General features: G+C 69.6%; 21 protein-coding genes. 12 read left to right on the top strand and 9 right to left on the bottom strand.

Features of this window, described 5'->3' with window-relative positions; translation table 11 throughout:
• Position 1 precedes the first annotated feature (1 nt).
• From cutA to EV668_RS05570, 7 genes are all read right to left on the bottom strand, one after another.
• Positions 2-340: a divalent-cation tolerance protein CutA gene (gene cutA, locus EV668_RS05600; RefSeq protein ID WP_133769992.1), complete on the bottom strand. Its 339-nt coding sequence runs from the start codon at positions 338-340 to the stop codon at positions 2-4.
• 119 nt (positions 341-459) lie between these two features.
• Positions 460-1,062 (bottom strand): 3-isopropylmalate dehydratase small subunit, encoded by a 603-nt coding sequence (gene leuD / locus EV668_RS05595; RefSeq protein WP_133768826.1) that lies wholly within the window; start codon positions 1,060-1,062, stop codon positions 460-462.
• 229 nt (positions 1,063-1,291) lie between these two features.
• Positions 1,292-1,627 carry a ferredoxin FdxA gene (fdxA, locus tag EV668_RS05590; protein ID WP_133768825.1) on the bottom strand — a complete coding sequence of 112 codons (336 nt, stop codon included), beginning with the start codon at positions 1,625-1,627 and terminating at the stop codon, positions 1,292-1,294.
• A gap of 108 nt (positions 1,628-1,735) precedes the next feature.
• Positions 1,736-2,041, bottom strand: a complete 306-nt coding sequence (locus tag EV668_RS05585) for an RNA-binding S4 domain-containing protein (RefSeq protein ID WP_133768824.1) — start codon at positions 2,039-2,041, stop codon at positions 1,736-1,738.
• Between the two features lie 28 nt (positions 2,042-2,069).
• On the bottom strand, positions 2,070-5,558 hold the full coding sequence (locus EV668_RS05580; protein ID WP_133768823.1) for a helicase-related protein: 3,489 nt from the start codon (positions 5,556-5,558) through the stop codon (positions 2,070-2,072).
• Between the two features lie 123 nt (positions 5,559-5,681).
• Positions 5,682-6,488: a DUF3108 domain-containing protein gene (locus EV668_RS05575; protein WP_133768822.1), complete on the bottom strand. Its 807-nt coding sequence runs from the start codon at positions 6,486-6,488 to the stop codon at positions 5,682-5,684.
• An 18-nt stretch (positions 6,489-6,506) separates the two neighbouring features.
• Positions 6,507-6,866, bottom strand: a complete 360-nt coding sequence (locus tag EV668_RS05570) for a hypothetical protein (protein ID WP_133768821.1) — start codon at positions 6,864-6,866, stop codon at positions 6,507-6,509.
• Between the two features lie 472 nt (positions 6,867-7,338).
• On the opposite strand from EV668_RS05570, the gene EV668_RS05565 reads away from it, so the two are divergent.
• The 6 genes from EV668_RS05565 to EV668_RS05540 all read left to right on the top strand — a co-directional run bounded on the left by EV668_RS05565 (position 7,339) and on the right by EV668_RS05540 (position 12,685).
• Complete coding sequence (locus EV668_RS05565) at positions 7,339-7,974, top strand: PRC-barrel domain-containing protein (RefSeq protein WP_166652349.1); 636 nt, start codon at positions 7,339-7,341, stop codon at positions 7,972-7,974.
• 184 nt (positions 7,975-8,158) lie between these two features.
• Entirely contained in the window at positions 8,159-9,877 is a 1,719-nt protein-coding gene (locus tag EV668_RS05560; RefSeq protein ID WP_133768819.1) for an ArnT family glycosyltransferase, read from the top strand.
• 2 nt (positions 9,878-9,879) lie between these two features.
• Positions 9,880-10,611: a glycosyltransferase family 2 protein gene (locus tag EV668_RS05555; protein ID WP_133768818.1), complete on the top strand. Its 732-nt coding sequence runs from the start codon at positions 9,880-9,882 to the stop codon at positions 10,609-10,611.
• Between the two features lie 4 nt (positions 10,612-10,615).
• On the top strand, positions 10,616-10,960 hold the full coding sequence (locus EV668_RS05550; RefSeq protein ID WP_133768817.1) for a lipid-A-disaccharide synthase N-terminal domain-containing protein: 345 nt from the start codon (positions 10,616-10,618) through the stop codon (positions 10,958-10,960).
• 24 nt (positions 10,961-10,984) lie between these two features.
• Positions 10,985-11,746 (top strand): sulfite exporter TauE/SafE family protein, encoded by a 762-nt coding sequence (locus EV668_RS05545; protein ID WP_133768816.1) that lies wholly within the window; start codon positions 10,985-10,987, stop codon positions 11,744-11,746.
• A 72-nt stretch (positions 11,747-11,818) separates the two neighbouring features.
• Positions 11,819-12,685: a penicillin-binding transpeptidase domain-containing protein gene (locus EV668_RS05540; protein WP_133768815.1), complete on the top strand. Its 867-nt coding sequence runs from the start codon at positions 11,819-11,821 to the stop codon at positions 12,683-12,685.
• Positions 12,686-12,815: 130 nt separating this feature from the next.
• Here the strand turns inward: EV668_RS05540 and metC are convergent, their stop codons facing one another.
• Positions 12,816-14,000 (bottom strand): cystathionine beta-lyase, encoded by a 1,185-nt coding sequence (metC, locus tag EV668_RS05535; RefSeq protein ID WP_133768814.1) that lies wholly within the window; start codon positions 13,998-14,000, stop codon positions 12,816-12,818.
• Between the two features lie 161 nt (positions 14,001-14,161).
• Between metC and EV668_RS05530 the strand changes: the two genes are divergently transcribed.
• The 6 genes from EV668_RS05530 to aqpZ all read left to right on the top strand — a co-directional run bounded on the left by EV668_RS05530 (position 14,162) and on the right by aqpZ (position 19,208).
• Positions 14,162-14,929, top strand: coding sequence for an NUDIX hydrolase (locus tag EV668_RS05530; protein ID WP_133768813.1), 768 nt, complete (start codon positions 14,162-14,164; stop codon positions 14,927-14,929).
• 57 nt (positions 14,930-14,986) lie between these two features.
• The gene (locus EV668_RS05525) at positions 14,987-15,388 is read left to right on the top strand and encodes a hypothetical protein (RefSeq protein WP_133768812.1); all 402 of its coding nucleotides are present in this window, start codon (positions 14,987-14,989) and stop codon (positions 15,386-15,388) included.
• Between the two features lie 86 nt (positions 15,389-15,474).
• Positions 15,475-16,761 carry a threonine ammonia-lyase gene (locus EV668_RS05520; RefSeq protein ID WP_133768811.1) on the top strand — a complete coding sequence of 429 codons (1,287 nt, stop codon included), beginning with the start codon at positions 15,475-15,477 and terminating at the stop codon, positions 16,759-16,761.
• A gap of 33 nt (positions 16,762-16,794) precedes the next feature.
• Positions 16,795-17,289 carry an RDD family protein gene (locus EV668_RS05515; protein ID WP_133768810.1) on the top strand — a complete coding sequence of 165 codons (495 nt, stop codon included), beginning with the start codon at positions 16,795-16,797 and terminating at the stop codon, positions 17,287-17,289.
• Between the two features lie 154 nt (positions 17,290-17,443).
• On the top strand, positions 17,444-18,190 hold the full coding sequence (locus tag EV668_RS05510) for an arginyltransferase (RefSeq protein ID WP_133768809.1): 747 nt from the start codon (positions 17,444-17,446) through the stop codon (positions 18,188-18,190).
• Positions 18,191-18,479: 289 nt separating this feature from the next.
• The gene (aqpZ, locus tag EV668_RS05505; RefSeq protein ID WP_133768808.1) at positions 18,480-19,208 is read left to right on the top strand and encodes an aquaporin Z; all 729 of its coding nucleotides are present in this window, start codon (positions 18,480-18,482) and stop codon (positions 19,206-19,208) included.
• A 169-nt stretch (positions 19,209-19,377) separates the two neighbouring features.
• Here aqpZ and EV668_RS05500 read toward each other — a convergent pair whose 3' ends face one another.
• Positions 19,378-20,442, bottom strand: a complete 1,065-nt coding sequence (locus tag EV668_RS05500; RefSeq protein WP_245512866.1) for an alpha/beta fold hydrolase — start codon at positions 20,440-20,442, stop codon at positions 19,378-19,380.
• Between the last annotated feature and the right edge of the window lie 45 nt (positions 20,443-20,487).

Here is a 20,487-nt window from a genome sequence, read left to right as displayed (position 1 = left end):
CTCAAGCCGAAACCCCGCCATCGGCCGTGCGCGTCGCCGCGACCAGCCAGGCGAGCGTCGCCGGATCGGCCTCCGGCGCGAGATAGAGGATGACGGGCGTGTCGTAGGGGTGGAGGTCCTTCAGGGCGGCCGTGAGAGCCTCCCGCCGGGCCTCGACGGTCTTGATGATCCCGACGACCTCTTCGCCCTGCTCGATCCTGCCTTCCCAGCGATAGACCGACCGCATCCCCGGCAGGATGTTGAGGCAGGCGGCGAGGCCGTCCCGGACCAGCGGCTCGCCGATGGCGAGCGCGGTCTTCTCGTCGGGAAAGGTCGTGTAGACGAGGAGGGGCTGCTCGATCATGGCTGTCCTCGATCGATCGGGCGTTCTCAGGCGACCCGCGTGCCTCGTCCGTCAACGCTTCGCGGTGACGCCTTCTCCCGCGATGGGATCCGGTCTTGAACGGCTAGCTCCGCCGATCACGCCCATTCGCGCTGGGCGAGCTTCGCCTCGTAATCCTGGATCGCCGTGTTCTTCTCGAGCGTCAGGCCGATATCGTCGAGGCCGTTCAGCAGGCAATGCTTGCGGAAGGGATCGATCTCGAAATGGAGGGTGCCGCCGTCCGGCCCCTTGATGGTCTGGCTTTCGAGGTCGATCGTCAACGTCGCGTTGGCGCCGCGGTCGGCATCGTCCATCAGCTTCTCGAGATCCTCGGGAGAGACCTTGATCGGCAGGACGCCGTTCTTGAAGCAGTTGTTGTAGAAGATGTCCGCGAAGCTCGTCGAGATCACGCAGCGGATACCGAAATCGAGCAGCGCCCAGGGCGCATGCTCGCGCGAGGAGCCGCAGCCGAAATTGTCGCCCGCGACGATGACCTCGGCCTTCCGGTAGGCCGGCTTGTTCAGGACGAAATCCGGGTTCTCGGACCCGTCGTCGTTATAGCGCTTCTCGGCGAAGAGACCCTTGCCGAGCCCCGTGCGCTTGATCGTCTTGAGGTAGTTCTTCGGGATGATCTGGTCGGTGTCGATATTGACGGTCGGCATCGGGGCCGCGACGCCGGTCAGGGTCGTGAAGGCTTGCATGGCAGGGCTCTTTTCCTCTGACCCTGATCTAACCCAGCGAGGCGCGAGGTCAAGCAAGGGTAGTCCGGCGGCGCTCGCCCGCGCGGGATCGCGGCCATCAACGGCCCGGTAACAAATCCGTAACCATCTTGCGCTAGACAGACGGGAAGCGGGTCTCCCGCTTCGACCCAGAGACGGGAGGGACCGCGGATGAACCGGCCCTCCCGCTTTGGAGTCGGCAATCAGGCGGTCAGTCGCCTTCGCCGGGATTCGGCGACAGAAGCTCCAGCTTCCCAGGCTTCCCATCCCAATCCTTGGAATCCTCCGGCGGGTTCCGCTTGCGCGTGATGTTGGGCCAGTTCTTCACGAAATCGGCGTTCAGCGTCAGCCACTGGTCGAGGCCCGGCTCGGTATCGGGCTTGATCGCCTCGGCCGGGCATTCCGGCTCGCAGACACCGCAATCGATGCACTCGTCCGGATGGATGACGAGGAAATTCTCGCCCTCGTAGAAGCAGTCGACCGGACACACCTCCACGCAGTCCATGTACTTGCACTTGATGCAGTTCTCGGTGACGACGTAGGTCATCTCTGGGTCCTGGGCGCGGTCCGGCGCTGCGGATGGGCGACCGATCTTGGCGGGGGCGGGGTTTCTACATTCGGTCGGCGAGATACGCCTCGCACTCTTCCCGGTGGGTTAATCATCCGGCGCCGCCGTGACAAGGGCAGCGTTGTCGCCCCCGTCCAGCGTTTCGTACAGGCGTCTCGCTTCCTCGAACGGACCTCGGCGCAGGCCCGGGTCCAGAATCCGCACGACCGCCGTCCGATGAGCGACCGCGATCGTCAGGACATCGCCGGGGCCGACCGCCTTCGCCGGAACCTGGCTGCGGACGCCGTTGACGCGGACATGCCCTGCCTCGACGAGCTTCGCGGCGAGCGTGCGGGTCTTCGCGAAGCGAGCGAACCAGAGCCACTTGTCGAGGCGCTGGCGTCCCTCGCTCACGCGCGCACCGTCCGATCCAGCGCGCCCGTCATTGCCCGTCCGGCTTGCCCTCGAGCTTGGCCTTCAGGGCCGCGAGCTTCGCGAAGGGCGAATCCGGATCGGGCTGGCGCTCGCGCCGCTCGGGCCGGTTCTCGAAGCGCGGCCGCTCGTCGCGACCGGGCCGCCGATCCGGCCTGCCGCCGCCCGGACGCCCCTCGCCTCCCGGAGGCCGGTTGCCCGCCCCGCCGGCCGGGCCGCGTCCGCCGCGCCCGAAGGCTCCGCCCGGACCGGCCTGAGGCCGTCCCGACGGCCGGCCGCCATCGCGGCGCTGCTGTCCGTCGCGCTGGCCATCTCGCTGGCCGTCCTGGGCCTGAGCGCCCGGCGCCTGTCCGTCCGGCCTCCTGTCGCCGCGGGGACGCTGATCCTGCCCCCGGCGATTGTCGCGACCGCGCGGATGCTGCTCGCGGCGAAAGCGCTGCAGCCGCCAGATCTGTACCTCCGCAGGCGCCTCCGGTTCGGCGGGCGCTTCGGGGACGGCCGGCTCGGCCGCCGCCAGGTCCGCATCGGCGACGGGCGCCGTCGGGTCGATCTCTGCGGCCTCCTCCGGAGCGGATTCGGCCTCGGCCGCCGGCTCCGGAACGGGCTCGCCCTCCGAAACCGCCTCGGTCGTCGGAGCAGGCTCGGGAGCCGACGCCTCCGGCTCGATCGTGGCCTCCGCCTCGGCGGGCGCGATGGCCGCTTCCGGCTCGGCGAGATCCGGCGCGGTCTCGGCGACCTCGTCCGGTGTCGGATCGGCGAGCGGCGCGGTCTCCGCCTCGTCGGTGGCACCGTCAGTGGACGCGGCCGCATCCGGCTCGTCCTGGATGCCGGGATCGGGCTCGTCGGCAGCGGCGGTCGCGCCGATCTCGACGACATGACCTTCGGGCGGAGCCTCGGCTTCCGCGACGGGTTCGGTTCCCTCGACCTCGGCCGCTGCCTCGGAAGCCGCTGCCTCGGAAGCCGGCGCGTCGGAGGGTGCTTCGGGCGCCGCTGCCGGAACAGGCTTCGGCCGGGCCGGAACGAGCGCGACGGTGATGGCGGGACCGGGCCGCGTCTCGGCCACGTAGCCGAGCGACTTCAGGATCTCGGCGAACCCATCGCCCGAGGTGCCGACGAGCGAGGTCATCGAGCCGGTCTGGACGAAGCCCTCGTCATCGGCGGCGCCGGGCGGCGGCTCGCCGGCCGTCGTGCCGGGCCGATACGCGATGGCCGGCCGGATGAGGTCGGCGAGGCGCTCGAGGATATCGACGCGGACCGCGCGGGTCGGGAAGGCGCGGAATCCGGCGGCGAGGTAGAGGCCCCTTGCGATCTCGGCCTCGACCGGGAACGAGGTGCGGCCCGAACCGGCCAGATGCGCGATCTCGTCGATGCCGCGCTGATCGAGGCCGCCATGGCGCAGCGCCCAGAGCTGCGCGGCGAGGATCCGCGGCCCGGGCTTCACGAGCGCCGGCATGTAGACGTGGTAGGCGCCGAACCGGACGCCCTTCTGGCGGAGGGCGGCGCGGCCGGCCTGGTCGAGGCTCTTGAGGTCCTGCGCCACCTTGGCCCGCTCGAGGATGCCGAGCGCCTCCGAGACGCGGAAGGCGATGCCGCGGGCGAGGCCGGTGAGGTCGGCGGCCGTCTCGAGCTCCTGGGCGGGGCCGAGCAGCCGGACGATATAGGCCTTCAGCCAGGCCTTCAGCCGGTTGTCGACCTTCTCGCGGGCCGGGCCGGTGAGTTGATCGTCGGCGAGGATTCGGACGGTCGGCCGGTAGATGTGATCGCCCGGCTCGAGCTTTCCGACCGGATCGCCGGTCCAGCGGATGGTGCCGTCGTTCGACAGGACGAGCGAGGTATCCGGCGCCGAGGAGAAGCGCTCGGCGCGGCCTTCGATCTCGCCCGCGAGCGCCTGAGCCGCCGCATTGCGCAAAGCGGCCCGCGCCTCGGTCCCCTCCGCCGCCGGATCGGGCACGAAGGAGAAGCCGAGGAGTTGGCCCACATGCTGGCCCTCCACGGTGACCTCTCCTGAGGCGGTGATCTCGGCTTCCATACTGGCCTTCTCTCTCAGGCGGCGCATGAGCACGCTCGTGCGACGATCCACGAACCGGGCCGCCAGACGCTCGTGCAGGGCATCGGAAAGGCTGTCCTCTATCCGACGCGTCACGCCCTGCCAATGCTCCGGATCAGGCAACCAGTCCGGCCGGTTCGCGACGAAGGACCATGTGCGCACATGCGCGAGGCGTTGGGACAGCGTGTCGATGTCGCCATTGGTGCGGTCGACCATCGCCAATTGCCGGGCGAACCAATCCGCCGGAACGCGTCCCTGCTTCATCAGGAAGGCGAAGATGCCGCCGACGAGATCGGCATGTCCGGCCGGCGAGACGCGCCGGTAATCGGGCAGCGCGCAGACCTCCCAGAGCCGCCTCACGGCCGCAGCGCTCGAGGCGAGCCGCCTCGGCTCCTCCTCGCGGGCGAGGATGACGAGCGCGGCCTCGTCGTCGGCGACGAGGGCGCGGGTGAGCCCGGGCTCGTCGGGAATCTCGCCGAGCGTCGCGAGAAGCCCGTTCAGGCTGCGCAGGTCGAGGTCGCGGCTGCGCCATTGCAGGATGCGCAGCGGATCGAAGCGGTGATTCTCGACCGCGTCGACGAGTTCCGGGTCGAAGGGCTCGCAGCGACCGGTCGAGCCGAAGGTGCCGTCGCGCATGTGGCGCCCGGCGCGCCCCGCGATCTGGCCGACCTCGGCGGGATTGAGGTCGCGGAACTGGAAGCCGTCGAATTTCTGGCGCGCGGCGAAGGCGACGTGGTGGACGTCGAGATTGAGCCCCATCCCGATCGCGTCGGTCGCGACGAGATAATCGACCTCGCCCGCCTCGAAGAGCGCGACCTGGGCGTTCCGCGTCCGGGGCGACAGGGCTCCGAGCACGACGGCCGCCCCGCCGCGATGGCGCCGGATGAGTTCGGCGATGGCGTAGACCTCCTCGGCCGAGAAGGCGACGATGGCCGAGCGTGACGGCAGGCGGGAGATCTTCTTGTCGCCGGCGAAGGCGAGGGTCGACAGGCGCGGACGCGTGACGACATTCACGCCCGGCAGCAGCTTCTCGACCAGCGGCTTCATCGTGAGGGAGCCGATGAGGAGCGTCTCCTCGCGGCCGCGATGGTTCAGGATCCGGTCGGTGAAGACATGGCCGCGGTCGAGATCGGAGGCGAGCTGGATTTCGTCGATGGCGACGAAGGCGACGTCGAGATCGCGCGGCATGGCCTCGACGGTCGCGATCCAGTAGCGCGCCTTGTCCGGCTTGATCTTCTCCTCGCCCGTGATGAGCGCGACCTGTTCCGGGCCGACCCTCTCGACGACGCGGCTATAGACCTCGCGGGCGAGGAGCCGCAGCGGCAGGCCGATGATGCCGGAGGAATGCGCGACCATCCGCTCGATGGCGAGATGCGTCTTGCCGGTATTGGTCGGCCCGAGCACCGCGGTGACGCCGCGGGCGCGCGAAATCCGATTGAGAGGCGGTGGCATCGAGTGCGGAGAACTCCGGCGATGCGGACGGGACGACCCGCTCCCTATAGACCCCGCCCCGGTATTTGGCACCTCGGGGCGTTCGGCCCTGGTCGGAGCGAGGCTCTCGCCTTCCGAGCGACCTCAGCGCCCGTTCACGGCCCAGCGCTGTGCCTCCACCACGCTCAGCCCGACCATGGTCTGGACCGAAATGCGGATCGGCACGAGGAGGCGAGTGCCCTGGACCGGCGCCAGCCAGACCGACATCTCGCGGTTGTTCCGCATGAACTCGACGGATGGCCTGTCGGCGCGATGGCCGGCGACCGGCCTGTAGCGGACGTTGCAGACGACGACCGGGCCGGTGAAACCGGGCTTCCGCACGACGCGCATGCCGCCATAGCTCATCACGATGTCGAAGCGCTGCGTGCCGTCGAAGACCGGAACGGTGCGGTTGCAATTGGCCGCGTCGTCGAGCTTGCCGGGATTGGCGGCGACGGTGACGAGGCCGCTCAGCGGGTCGACGATGTTGCGCCGGTCGTTGTCGCTCAGCGGCACGACCTCGTGGCGCCGCTCGAAGGGCGGCACGATCGAGATCGAGGTGACGTTGCCCGAGGCGACGCCCATCATCACCGTGCGTTCGTTCGACCCCGACCGGGCCTGGGCCGAGAAGCCGTTCGACACAACCCGCGCGTTGGACACGACACCCCGCGCCGCGGCGCCGCCGACGGAATTACCGGACAGCGCACCGACGAGCCCGGTCAGCTTGCCGGTGAGCTTCATATCGTACCGGGTATCGTCGAAGGTTCCGTCGAGCCCCGCATTGCCGAGCGCGAGGCCGGCCAGCGTGATCGCGTAATCGACGCGGAGCGAAGCCGACTGCGCCGACGCGGCCGATGGAGCGACCACGGACAGGGCGGCAAATGCGAAGGACAGACGCTTGAGAAGACGCATGGCGCGGATCGGGCCGAATCAGTGGTTGGCTAGGACTCGCATGGAGAGATTGCCAAATCGAGGCGAAGCTGGAACTACGCCCGGCGCCGCGGCTTGACGGCCGATGCGATCGGAGAAGCGGGCGTGACGATGCGACGTGTGATGACGCTGGCTCTGGCGCTGGCCGGATCGATGGGCATCGCCCTGGCGATGACCGGGCAGGTCCGAGCCGCAGAGCCCGCACCCGCCGTCACGGCGGCCGGTGCCGAAGCCTATGCCAGCCATCGTCGGCATGTCGGTCATCGACACGTCCATCATCGACAGGTGCGTCATCATGCGCACCGTCATCACCGGAGCCATGTTCGGCACCGTGGCGGTTCCTACGTGGTCGGGGGTCATCGGATCGTGTGGCCCTGGCGCGTCACCCATCCCCGCTGGCCGTCCTGCTACGAGCGCCTTCCGTTCAGCTGCCCGATGCCGCCTGCCGCCACCTACATCCCCGTCTCCGCTCTGAATCTTGGCGGCTTGCCGACCCACTACGAGGCACGGGCCCCCTTGCCTCGCGGATACGGCGTCCGCCATCGCCGGGTGATCCTGGGGGTGAGAGGGTAGCGACGCGGCTCGATCGGTGGATCGGGCGGTGGCGAGGTCGAGCCAATTCGGCAGACGCCGCCCAGTCGCAAATGGCACAACCCAAGCTTAGCCATTGGATCGGACGATGAACCGAGCGAACACCGAAGCTTCAAACGTCCGATTTTAGACAATACCCGCCGCAACAGGCCGAACAGTCCAGGTTGGGTCGAACCCCTCCGGACGATCGTCGTTATCTCATCGAAGCGCGCCTGGCGCGTGAACGATCAGGGAGATGACGATGCGATCCACGACGATGGGAACTACTTTCGCGGCCCTTCTGCTCTCGACCAGCCTCGTGGCCGGCGGAGCCATGGCGCAGACATCGGACGCGACCGCACCGGCCACGACTGCGCCGACCACGACTGCACCGACGACGCCCCCTGCGCCGATGGCGGCCTCGGGCAGCTTCGTGACGAGCCAGGGCGTCGGTGAGTTCCGCGCCTCGAAATTCGTCGGCGTCGACATCTATGGCAGCGAGAACGAGAAGATCGGCGACGTCAGCGAGGTGATCCTCGACGACAAGGGCATGGCCAAGGCGGTCGTGGTGGGCGTCGGCGGCTTCCTCGGCATCGGCCAGAAGTCGGTCGCGATGCCGTGGTCGGCCGTGACCTGGTCGAACGACGCGCCGCCCACGAAGAGCGCCGCGCGGACGGAGCCGACCGCGACCGGCAGCACGGCCACGCGCGCGCCGACCGCGGCCGGAACGACGCCTCCGGCGACAGCCACGCGCAGCCCTGCCGAGCAGGCGGCGTATAACGGCTATCCGGCCCACGGAAAGGTCGCGCTGACGAAGGCCCAGCTCGAATCGGCGCCGACCTTCGAGTATTTCGGCGAGAAGGCGTCCAACGCGCCGGCTCCGGCGACCCGCCAGTGACTTGAGCCCCCTTTCGGGGTTGTCAGAAGCCCGGCCACTCGGCCGGGCTTCGCCTGTCTGGGCGGCGTGGAGGCGCTCCGATGCCGCATGGCTCGGAGGCCGAACTCCGCTGTCCGGCGTTTGACTTCGCGGGCCGATTGCCCGACACGCCCGGTTTCGCCTCATCGACGAGACCCCGCCCCCGATGCCCGGCATCGCCGCGACCTCCCAAACCCTCTCGGGCCGAGCCACCTCCTGGTCCGAACGCCTTCTCGCCTTCATCGAAGGCAGCCATGCACGCGCGGCCGCCGCGCTGCTGCTCCTCTCGCTCGTCTGCTTCCTGCCGGGCTTCGTCACGCTCCAGCCGATGGATCGCGACGAGCCGCGCTTCGCCCAGGCCTCGAAGCAGATGGTCGAGACGGGCGACTACGTGGACATCCGCTTCCAGGACGAGCCGCGGTACAAGAAACCGATCGGCATCCATTGGATGCAGGTTGCGAGCGTGAAGCTCGCCGAAGCGACCGGCCTTCCCGAAGCCCGGACCACGATCGCGGTCTACCGGGTGCCCTCGCTGCTCGGCGCGCTCGCCGCGGTGCTGCTGACCTATTGGGCGGCACTCGCCTTCGCCGGCCGGCGCGAGGCCTTCGTCGCCGCCGCGCTGATGGCGACCTCGCTCATCCTCATGATCGAGGCGAGGCTCGCCAAGACCGACGCCATGCTGCTCGCTTGCTGCGTCGCGGCGATGGGCGCGCTCGCCCGTGCTTGGCTGGCGCGAGGATTGGAGCGGCAGCCGCTCTCCACGGTCGTGATCTTCTGGCTCGCCATCGGGATCGGCATCCTGATCAAGGGGCCGATGGTCGTCATGTTCACGGGCCTCGCCGCGCTCGTGCTGTCGCTCCGCGAGCGCTCGCTGCGCTGGCTCGGCGGGCTGCGGCCCTGGCTCGGCCTCGTCTTCGTGCTGCTGGCGGTCGTGCCCTGGTTCGCCGCGATCGCCTGGAAGAGCGGCGGCGAGTTCTACCGTCTCGCGGTCGGCGACGACATGCTCGGCAAGGTGGTCGAGGGCCAGCAGAAGCACGGCGCGCCTCCCGGCTTCTACATCGTCGCCTATTTCGCCACCTTCTGGCCGGGCGCCATCTGGGCCGTCGGCGCCCTCCCCCTCGTCCTGCGCGAGCGGCGCGAGGATTGGGCCTGTTTCCTCATCGCCTGGGTGGTGCCGGCCTGGCTGATCTTCGAAGCGGTCCCGACCAAGCTTCCGCACTATGTCATGCCGCTGTACCCCGCCCTCGCCATTGCGACGGTCATCGCGGTCTCGCGCGGCTTCTCGGGGCCGTGGCGCTGGGGCGCGAAGCTCGGCTTCGGGGCCCTGCCCCTCGTCGCCATCGGCCTCACGACCGTCGTGACGCTCGGCCCTTGGTGGCTCGACGGGCGGCTGCCGGAATTCGGCCTGCCGCTGATGGTGGCGGGCTGCCTCGTCTCGCTCTGGGCCTGGTACCTCTTCGTCCGCGCCGAGGTCACGCGCTCGCTGCTGGCGAGCATCGCGGCCTCCGTGCTGATGTCGGTCGGCGTCTTCGGGCTCGCCCAGCCCGTGCTGGATTCGCTGCGGCTGTCCGGCCGCGCCGCGGCGCTCGCGCGCACCGCTCCCTGCGCCGATCCGGCGGTCGCGACACTCGGCTACCGCGAACCGAGCCTCGTCTTCCTCGTCGGCACCTCGCTCGAGATGGTGGAGAGCGCGGACCAGGCCGCAGCCTTCGCCACGGGGCCGGGATGCCGCGTGACGATCGTCGAGGAGCGCTTCATCTCCGACTTCCGCGACGCGCTGCAGAAGCGTCAGGTGACGCATCTCGAGGCGCTCGGCCGCATCCGCGGCTTCAACATCAACGGCGGCCGGCGGCAGGAGCTCGGCCTCTACAGGGTCCCGCGCTGAACATGGCCGAGCCGACCTCCGAACCGCCTCGCCTCTCGGTCGTCATCCCGGCCAAGAACGAGTCGGGCTCGATCGCCGAGCAGTTCGCGGAACTCGACCGCGTCCTCGCTCCCCTCGCCCCCTTCGAGGTGGTCTATGTCGTCGACGGCTCGACCGACGACACGCTGGCGGTGCTGGCGCGCGAGGCGCGCCCCTGGCTGCGCATCGTCCGCCACGCCGAGAGCTGCGGCAAGAGCGCGGCGCTGCTCACCGGCATCCGTATCGCCCGCGCCCCGATCGTCTCGACCCTCGACGGCGACGGGCAGAACGATCCGGCCTATGTCATCCCGCTGGTCGAGGCTCTGGAGAAGGGCGGCCCGGGGATCGGGCTCGCCGTGGGCCAGCGTCTGCGGCGCGGCGATGGACGCTTCAAGAAGCTCCAGTCCAAGGTCGCGAACCGCGTCCGCCGCGCGATCCTCAACGACGACACGCGCGATACGGCCTGCGGCCACAAGGTCATCCGGCGGGACCTCTTCCTCGCCCTGCCCTTCTTCGATTCGCTGCACCGCTTCCTGCCCGCGCTGACGAAACGCGAGGGCTACGGCGTGGTCCATGTCGACGTGGTCGACCGGCCGCGCATGGCCGGCACGTCGCATTACGGCTTCTTCGATCGCCTCTGGAGCGGCATCCTGGACCTGTTCGGAGTCTGGTGGCTCCTGCGCCGCCGCAAGCGGGTCCAGAGGATCGTGGAGTAGCGCCGTGCTGATCCAGCTGTCTCGCGATATCGGCGACTACCTCTACGACGTCTTCGTCGCCAAGTTCGATCTCTGGCTCGTCTTCGGCATCGTCGCGCAGGTGCTCTTCGCCATGCGCTTCGTCGTGCAATGGCTCGCCAGCGAGAAGGAGGGGCGCAGCGTCATCCCGATGGCCTTCTGGTTCTTCTCGATGGCCGGCGGACTGCTCACGCTGATCTACGGCCTCGTGAAGCGGGAGCCGATCATCATCATCGGCCAGGTGCTCTCGGTCTTCATCTACGTCCGGAACCTGCAGCTGATCCTCAAGGAGCGCAGGGAAGCCAAGGCCGAGCGCCAGAAGGTCTCCTGATCGCAAGGCGGCGGGCAGCGTTCCATGGCCTTCGACGCCGCCTTCCTCGCCGCGACGATCCCGGCGGTCATCCTGATGGGCCTCGCCAAGGGCGGCTTCGGCGGGCTCGGGCTCCTCGCCCTCCCCCTGATGTCGCTCGTGATGCCGCCCGTCCAAGCCGCCGCGATCATGCTGCCGCTCCTGATCGCGCAGGACGTCGTCTCGGTCTGGTCCTTCCGCCGGGAATTCGACGCCTGGAACCTCGCCACCCTGATGCCGGGGGCGCTCGTCGGCATCCTCGCCGGCTACCTTCTCGCCACCATGGTCTCCGACGCCGCGGTCTCGCTCGTGATCGGGCTGATCTCGCTCGGCTTCGCGATCCGCCGCCTGACCGCGGGGAACAAGCCCAAGGGTCCGGCCACGAAGGCGACCGTGCTGGGCGGCACGATCTGGGGTGCGATCTCGGGCTTCACCAGCATGATCGCCCATGCAGGCGGCCCGCCCTTCCAGATCTACACCATGCCGCAGCGTCTGCCGCCGCCCGTCTTCGTCGGGACGGGGGCGCTCTTCTTCGCCGCCGTGAACCTCGCGAAGCTTCCGGCCTTCATCGCGCTCGGGGAGATGTCGTCGGCAAATCTCGCCATCGCGGCGGGGCTCCTGCCGCTCGCGATCCTCGCGACCTTTGCCGGAATCTGGCTCGTCCGCCGGATCCCACCCGAGCGCTTCTATACGATCATCTACTGGCTGCTGGTCGCGATCGGACTGAAGCTGATCGTCGACGGATCGCGCGTGATCTGGAGCACGTAAGAGCGACCGGAACGGGCAGATAGTCCTGCCGCGCCCGATGTCGCGGATCGGGGCGCGACGGAGGGCTCGCCGATGCCAGAAGACACGACCCAATGCATCCAGGCGCGGCGCGCGCACGCGCTCCGCCGTCTCGTCCCGATCGCCGTCCTTGCGCTCGTCGCCGCCGTCAGCGGCGCGCGGGCCCAGCACGTGGAGGAGAAGCCGGATCTCGGGGCGCTGTTCGCGGAGGCCGGCACGACGGGGACGATCGTCGTCCACGCCTATGGCCGCGACACGACCGTGGTCTCCGACGAGGCGCGGGCACGGACGCCCTACTCGCCCTCATCTACGTTCAAGATCCCGAACACCCTGCTCGCGCTGCGTCTCGGCGCCGCCTCGGGGATGGACGAGGTCTTCGCTCCGCCGGCTCAGCCCTATCTCGTGCGCGGCAAGCCGATCCTGCCGCCGGCCTGCGACGCCCCGATCACGCTCGCGGCCGCGCTCGTGAATTCCTGCATTCCCGTCTACCAGACGATCGCCGGGCGGATCGGCGTCGCCTCCTATAACGAGTTCCTCGTCCGCATGAATTACGGGCCGGCCGTCGTCACGGACGACACGCTCGACGATTTCTGGCTGACCGGAGCGCTGAAGATCACGGCCGCCGATCAGGTCGGCTTCCTCGACCGCATGCTGGCCGGCCGCCTCCCCTTCCAGACGGACCATATCGAGGCGATGGCGCAACCTCTCCTCCAGGAGGAGAGCGAGAAAGGCCGGCTCTACGCCAAGACCGGCTACGTCTTCACGACGACGCCGGAGCTCGGCTGGTTCGTCGGCTGGATCAGGAAGGACGGCGCGGTGACGGCGACCTTCGCCCTCAACCTCGACATCACGAAGCCCGAACACGCCAGGGCGCGCAAGGAGATCGCGCTGAAGGCGCTGAAGCAGCTCGGGCTGTGGTGACAGGCGCTCCGGCGTCGACAGGGCGAGGGGTGCGCACGCTCCAGAGACGCCGTGTCTCCCGACCCCTGATCCGGTTACGCCGACGCGTGACCGGACTTCCTCCGCAGGGGGAGAAGCGGAGGTCGCTCTCCTACCCCGCCCGCAGCCGGGCGAAGCCCGCGTCGAGGTCGCGCTTCAGGTCGTCGAGGTCCTCGAGTCCGATATGGAAGCGGAGCGCCGGGCCTTCGGCCTGCCAGCGCGTCGCGGTGCGGTAGGTCGCCGGATCGAAGGGCAGGACGAGGCTCTCGAACCCGCCCCAGGAGGCACCCATCCCGAAGAGTTCGAGCCCGTCGAGCATGGCGGCGAGCGCGGCCGGCGAGGCCTCCTTCAGGATCACCGTGAAGAGGCCCGAGGCGCCGGTGAAATCCCGCTTCCAGATCGCATGGCCGGGGTCGCTCTCGAGGCCGGGATGGAGGACGCGCGCGACCTCCGGCCGCTCCGCGAGCCAGCGGGCCATGTCGAAGGCCTGCTTCTCGTGCTCGCGCAGCCGCAGCGCCATGGTGCGCAGGCCCCTGAGGCCGAGGAAGACGTCTTCCGGCCCCGCGCACATGGCGAAGGCGTCGAACGTCGTGCGCAGCCTCTTCGCCCAGGCCTCGTTGGCCGAGGTGAGGCCGAGGAGGAGGTCCGAGCCGCCCGAGAGGTATTTCGTGCCGGCCTCGATGCAGATGTCGACGCCCCGCTCGTGCGGCGGGAAGAAGAGCGGCGTCGCCCAGGTGTTGTCCATCATCACGCAGGCGCCGGCCGCATGGGCGATCTTGGCGATGGCGGGGATGTCCTGCATCTCGAAGGTCTGGGACCCCGGCGCCTCCGTGAAGACGACGGTCGTGTTCGGGCGCATCAGGGCGGCTATGCCCGCTCCGACGGCGGGATCGTAATAGGTGGTTTCGATCCCGAAGCGCGTCAGCATGCCCTCGCAGAAGGTGCGGGTGGGCCTGTAGACGGAATCGGTTACGAGGATGTGGTCGCCGGCCTTCACCGCGCTCATCAGGGCGATGGTGATGGCCGCGAGGCCGGAGGGGGTGAGGACGGTCGTCGCCGCGCCCGCGAGGTCGCTCCAGGCCGTCTCGAGCGAGCGGATCGTCGGCGTGCCGTGGGTGCCGTAGGTGAACGGGGCGCGCCGGTGCAGGAAGTCGTCCGTCGTCGGATAGAGCACCGTCGAGCCGCGATAGATCGGGGTGTTCACGAAGCCGTGCTGCTGGAAGGGATCCCGGCCCGCATGGACCAGCCGCGTGCGCTCGCCATAGCGGCCGAGATGGGAGGAGGGCTTCTGGGGCATGTCGTTCCGGCGTGATCCTGCTGAGCCCCGAAGGGGCGCCGGCAGGTGAACGCGAGAGGCCGGGCGAGTGCAAGCGTCAAAAGTCGCCCCTGCGCTGCGCTCCCGGCGGGAGGCCGAACGGACCAGTCGACAACCGCCTCGCCCTTTGCCAGGACAGATGCATGCAGGATGCCGCCCCCGCCCTCCCCGCCGCGACCGTCATGCTGGTCCGCGAGACGCCCGATCTCGAGGTGCTGATGGTGCGCCGTCACCATCGCATCGACTTCGCCTCCGGCGCGCTCGTCTTTCCGGGCGGCAAGCTCGATCCGAGCGACCGCGACCCGGCCTGGACGGGACGGGTCCACGGCCTCGACGGGCTCTCCGACGAGGAGCGGGCGCTGCGCATCTGCGCGGCCCGCGAGGCCTTCGAAGAATCGGGCATCCTCCTCGCGCGGGACGAGCGCGACGCGATCCCCGCCCTCGGAAACCGGGCGGCGGCGGCCCGCGAGGCGGTCGCGACGGGCAAGCTGCCCTTCATCACCTTCATGACCGAACTCGGGCTCGACCTCGACCTGTCGGCCATGACGCGGTTCGCCCACTGGATCACGCCGACGCCGCTGCCGAAGCGCTTCGACACCCATTTCTATCTGATGGCCGCCCCGCCCGATCAGGTCGCGGCCTGCGACGGCTGCGAGACGGTCGATGCCGAATGGATCGCACCGGCGGAGGCCCTGCGGCTCGGAGCGGCCGGCGAGCGCACCATCATTTTCCCGACGCGGCTCAATCTCGAGCTGCTGGCGCGTTCGAACTCGGCCGCCGAAGCCTTCGCCGGCGCCGCGTCGCGTCCTATCCGCACCGTCCTGCCCGAGGTCGTCACGATCGACGGCCGGCGCCGCGTGACCATCCCGGACGATGCCGGATACGGCGCGGTCGGCGCGAATGACCTCTAGGGACGCGGCGCCGCCGAATGGCCCCGGCCCGGCAGGCTGATGGGCCATCCGCGCCCCGTGGCTAGCATCGTCTCGCGCGGCGCTGCCGTCGGGCTCGGCGTGGCCATGCTGACGCTCCCGGCCTGCTCCGTGATCGATGCCGAGAAGGCTCGGATCTGCCGCATCGCCCTGCCCGCGCTGGAGCCGGCCGGCACGCGCATCGCCATCGTCGGAACCCGGGCGATCGAGAACGGCGTCAGGGTCGATTACCGCGCGGCGCTGGGACCGGGCGAGGGCCTCGAGCGCTTCGCGGAATGCCGGTTCGCGCTTGGACGCCGCGCGGATCTCGACGCCATCACGACCGATCGCGGCACGGTCCCCGGGGCGACCGTGTATCTGCTGAAGCGCTATTATATCGAGACCGAGGCGGGCGCGGCGGCCGATCCCGGAGCAGCCGGCGAGCCGGGCAAGGCGAAGTAGCGAACCGGCCCGAAAGCCGCCGGCATGGCATTCCGCTGTGGGAGACGCCCGCATCGGCCTTCCCTGAAGGCGGCGGGCCGGCAATCATGGCCGGACGCGCACGCCGAGCCTGTCCTCGATCGCGAGACTGCCGATTGCCCCACGCCATCACGATCGACGACGTCCGGGCCGCCGCGGAGGTCCTGCGCGGGCAGGTGCTGGCGACGCCGCTCGTGCCGGCGCCCGGCCTCTCCGCCCTCACCGGGGCGACCATCGCCGTCAAGCACGAGAACATGCAGGCGACCGGCTCGTTCAAGGAGCGCGGCGCGCTCTACAAGCTCTCGGGCCTCGATGCGGAGGAGCGACGGCGCGGCGTCGTGGCGATGTCGGCGGGCAACCACGCCCAGGCCGTGGCCTACCATGCCAGGAGGCTCGGCATCCCGGCGGTCATCGTCATGCCCGTCGGCACGCCGCTGGTGAAGGCCGAGAACACGCGCGGCCACGGGGCCGAGGTCCAGCTCGTCGGCGAGACGCTGGTCGAAGCCGGGGCGCATGCCCGCGCCCTCGCCGCGGAGAGGGGCCTCGTCTTCGTCCATCCCTATGACGATCCGCGCGTCATGGCCGGCCAGGGCACCCTCGCGCTCGAGATGCTCGGCGAGGCGCCCGATCTCGACGACCTCGTCGTCCCGATCGGCGGCGGGGGCCTCGTCTCCGGCGTCGCCGTCGCGGCCCGCGCGGTGAAACCCGGCATCCGCGTCGTCGGAGTGGAGGCCGCGCTCTATCCGTCCTTCGCCAACGCGCTCCGGGGCGAAGATGCCCCGATCGGCGGCCCGACCCTCGCGGAGGGCATCGCGGTGAAGACCGTCGGCACGCTGACGCTTCCCATCGTCCGCGACCTCGTCTCGGACATCGTCTGCGTGGACGAGCCGGCCATCGAGCGGGCCGTCGCCTCCTTCGCCACGCATTCGCGCAGCATGACCGAAGGCGCGGGCGCGGCGGGCCTTGCAGCCGTGCTGTCGCGTCCAGATCTCTTCGCTGGCCGACGCGTCGGCCTCGTCCTGTCCGGCGGCAACATCGATGCGCGCCTCCTCGCAGCCGTGATGGTGCGGGAGCTCGAACGCGAGAATCGCATCGCCTCGTTCCGCATCACGACCGCCGACCGGCCGGGGCTCCTCGGCGCGATCGCGAGCCGGCTCGGCTCGCTCGGCGCCAATATCCTCGAGGTGTCGCATGGCCGACTCTTCCTCGACGTACCGGCGAAGAGCGTCACGGTGGATGTGACGATCGAGACACGAAACGGAACGCACACCTCGGACGTTCTTGCTGCGCTGGCGTCGGATGGTCTCGATCCGCGCCCGATCGGCCCGACCGGCCTGTCCGAGACGACTTATTGAGGGACGCCCGCGAGAGGGCCGAACGAGGGAACGATGTCGAACTCCGATTACGCGTCACGCAGCTCTGCCGGTCCGCAATCGATCTACGCGATGTCGCCGATCGCAGACGGGCGGACGGACGGCGTACTGAGCCGACGCGTGATCGCCTATCTGATCGATCTCGTCGTGATCAGCTTTCTGGTCGTGCTCTTCGCCATCCTGATCTTCATCTCCGGCATCTTCACGCTCGGGCTCACCTGGGGCCTGTACGTGATCCTGATCCCCGGCACGGCGATCCTCTACAGCGCCCTCACCATCGGCGGCGCCTCGATGGGCACGATCGGGATGCGGCTCTCCGGCCTCGCCGCCGTCGACGCCTCGTCCGGGCAGCCGGCCGGCGTGATCGTCGCCGGGCTGCATGCGCTTCTGTTCTATGTCGGCATCGGCACGCTCCTCCTGTTCGTGCTCGACGTCGTCATCGGCCTCGCCCGCAGCGACCGCCGTCTCGGCCACGATCTCCTGGCCGACATCATCGTGGTCCGCCGCTGACGGCAGACAACGCTTGGCGCCCGGCTTGAAGCGCGGCCCGCTTCATGCATCGTGACGGGCGTCGCATCCGTCGTCCGGCCCGCCGGCCAGGGGCCGAGTCGATGGACGGCCGACCACGGCGGCGAGGAGCACTCGGCGTGACGAGATCACCACGGTGACGAGCCATCCCCGCGACACGCCGCAATTCTACCTGACGGCCCCCTCCCCGTGCCCCTATCTGCCGGGCTTCCAGGAGCGGAAGGTCTTCACCCACATCGTCGGGCGGCGTGCGCGGGAGATCAACGAGGTCCTCACCCAAGGCGGCTTCCGCCGCTCGCAGACGATCGCGTACCGGCCCGCCTGCGAGCAATGCCAGGCCTGCGTATCCGTGCGGGTTCTCGTCGACGAATTCAGCCCGACCGGCGGCATGCGCCGGGTCCTACGGCGCAACGACGACCTCGTCGGCACCGAGATCCCGAACCGCCCGAGCTCCGAGCAATACGCCCTGTTCCGCCGCTATCTCGAGGCGCGGCACGGCGAGGGCGGCATGGTCGACATGACCGTTCTCGACTACGCGCTCATGATCGAGGACAGCCATGTCGAGACGCATCTCGTCGAGTATCGGCGTCGCGGACCCGATACCGCCGTGCATGGGCGCGGCCAGGGTCCGCTCGTCGCCGTCTGCCTGATCGACGAACTCTCCGACGGGCTGTCGATGGTCTATTCCTTCTTCGACCCCGATTTCGCCGACCGCAGCATCGGCACCTATCTCATCCTCGATCATGTCCGGCGCGCCCGCGAACGGCGGCTGCCGCATCTTTATCTCGGCTATTGGGTCCGGGAGTCGAAGAAGATGGCCTACAAGGAGCGCTTCGTTCCGCAGGAGCGCCTCCTGGCGTCAGGCTGGGTCCGGGCGACCTAGCCGGCGCCCTCGTCCGGCGAGAATCCAACATATGTGAGTGGCGGCCGACATGAGCCGCGAATCGGCCTCGCGCATCGAGCGCGGTCAGGGCGGGACGCCGCCGTCGTGGCGGCAGATCACCCCGCCGCCGCGTCATCCACCGCAAATTGCGCCGCCGCAACTGCCTGTTTCGATGGATCCGGCCACGTTTTCGCTCGCACCCGCCGCCTCGCCGCCAAGGCTAAGCTTCCATTCAGGATCGTCCTGGGCATAGATCGCGCTGCTGACCCATTTTGGAGCGGGGGAAGAGATGAACGGCAAGAAATACGTAGCGGAAGCGATCGGCACCTTCTGGCTGACCTTCGGCGGTTGCGGCAGCGCGGTGCTGGCCGCGGCGTTTCCGCAGGTGGGGATCGGCCTCCTCGGCGTATCCTTCGCCTTCGGCCTGACGGTGCTCACCATGGCCTATTCGATCGGCCATATTTCGGGGTGCCATCTCAACCCGGCCGTGACCATCGGCCTGACGGCCGGCGGCCGTTTCCCGGCGAACCAGGTGCTGCCCTACATCGTCGCGCAGGTCCTGGGCGCCGTGGCCGGCGCCGCGGTGCTCTACGTGATCGCCAGCGGCACTGCCGGCTTCAGCCTCGATGGCGGCTTCGCGTCCAACGGCTTCGGCGAGCATTCGCCCGGCAAGTATAGCCTCACCGCCGCCTTCGTGGCCGAGTTCGTCCTGACGGGCGTGTTCCTGTTCATCATCATGGGCGCGACCCACGGCAAGGCCCCGGCCGGCTTCGCCCCGATCGCGATCGGCCTCGGCCTGACCCTGATCCACCTGATCTCGATCCCGGTGACGAACACCTCGGTCAACCCGGCGCGCTCGACGGGTCCCGCCCTCTTCGTCGGCGGCTGGGCGATCGCGCAGCTCTGGCTGTTCTGGGTCGCCCCGCTCCTCGGCGGCGCGGTCGGCGGCTTCCTCTATCGCTGGCTGAGCGCCGAGCCGTCCGCTCCGGTCGTCGGCACCGACAAGCCGCGCGCCTGACGAGCGAACGGGCCGCTTCCGCCGCTCGAACGGATGCGAAGCGGCCCATGCCGGGACAGCCTCGGCATCGCCTCTCCCCTTGCGGGAGAGGTCTGACGGCGCCGGAGCCGCCGGCCGGGTGAGGGATGCGCGCCGCCGCGAGCGGCGTGGATCCCTACCCCTCATCCGATCACGCTGACGCGTGACGCGACGTCTCCCGCGAGGGCAGAAGCGGACCCGCCTCATCGAGCCAGTGCCGCACGGCGTCCTTCAGGAAGCGGGCATCCTCGGCGTTCGACGACGGGTTGCCGGCCCGGTGGCCCCAGATCGACGGGATCGGCCGCAAGTCGGCGCGGCGCAGATGGGGCAGTTCGGCCTCGTTATCGGCCACGCGAAAATAGAGGTCCGTCGCGCCCGGCATCAGAAGCACGCGCGCCTCGATCGCCCCGAGCGCGCGCTCGAGATCGCCGCCATAGAGCTCGTTCCGGCTGATATCGGCCGCCTCCCATGTGCGCAGTTGCGCGAGGAGATCGGCGGCCCGGCGACGCGCGAAGCGCTCCTCCCAATCGGTCCGCAGGAACGTGTCGAGATCGGGCGCGCCGAGTGCCGACCGGTGCAGGTCGGCGCGGTAGAAGTCCTGGCTCAAGCCCCAGCCCGCATAGATGCGCCCGAAGGCCCTGAGCGCCGCGGCGGGCTCGGCCGGGAAGAAGCCCCGGCCGTCATGCTCGGGCGCGCCTTCGAGCACCGCCATCAGGCCCTTGAGGAAGACGCGGTTATGCGTCGCCGTGCGCGCGCTGCCGCAATTGACGATGGCCCGCTCCACCTCGCCCGGGAAGAGAGCCGCCCAGTGATAGGCCTGCTGCGCGCCCATCGACCATCCGTAGACGGCATGAAGCCGCTCGATGCCGAAGACCTCGCGCAGAAGACGCCTCTGGGCGTGGACGTTGTCGAAGGCGGTGACGAGCCCCGGCCAGCCGGGATTGTTGGACGGGCTCGAGGACAGGCCGTTGCCGAACATGTCCGGGATGACGATGAACCAGCGCGTCGGATCGAGAACTCCGTCCGGCCCGATCAGCCATTCGAGATCGGGATGCTGCGCCGAATAGCTGGTCGGATACAGCAGGACGTTGTCGCGCCCCGGCGCCAGCGTGCCATGCGTCTTCCAGCTCAGCCGCGCATCCGGCAGCGTCCCGCCCGCCTGGGTGACGAGGTCTCCGAGCGCGAAGACCCCGCTCTGCATCTCCCACTGCGCCATCGTCCCTCGTCCCTCCCGTGGAAGGACGAGAAAGCGCCGGATCGG

It is taken from the genome of Enterovirga rhinocerotis (genome assembly GCF_004363955.1).
Classification (GTDB): Bacteria; Pseudomonadota; Alphaproteobacteria; order Rhizobiales; family Beijerinckiaceae; genus Enterovirga; species Enterovirga rhinocerotis.
Note: the sequence above shows the minus strand (reverse complement) of the source record. Positions and strands in the feature narration are given on the sequence as shown.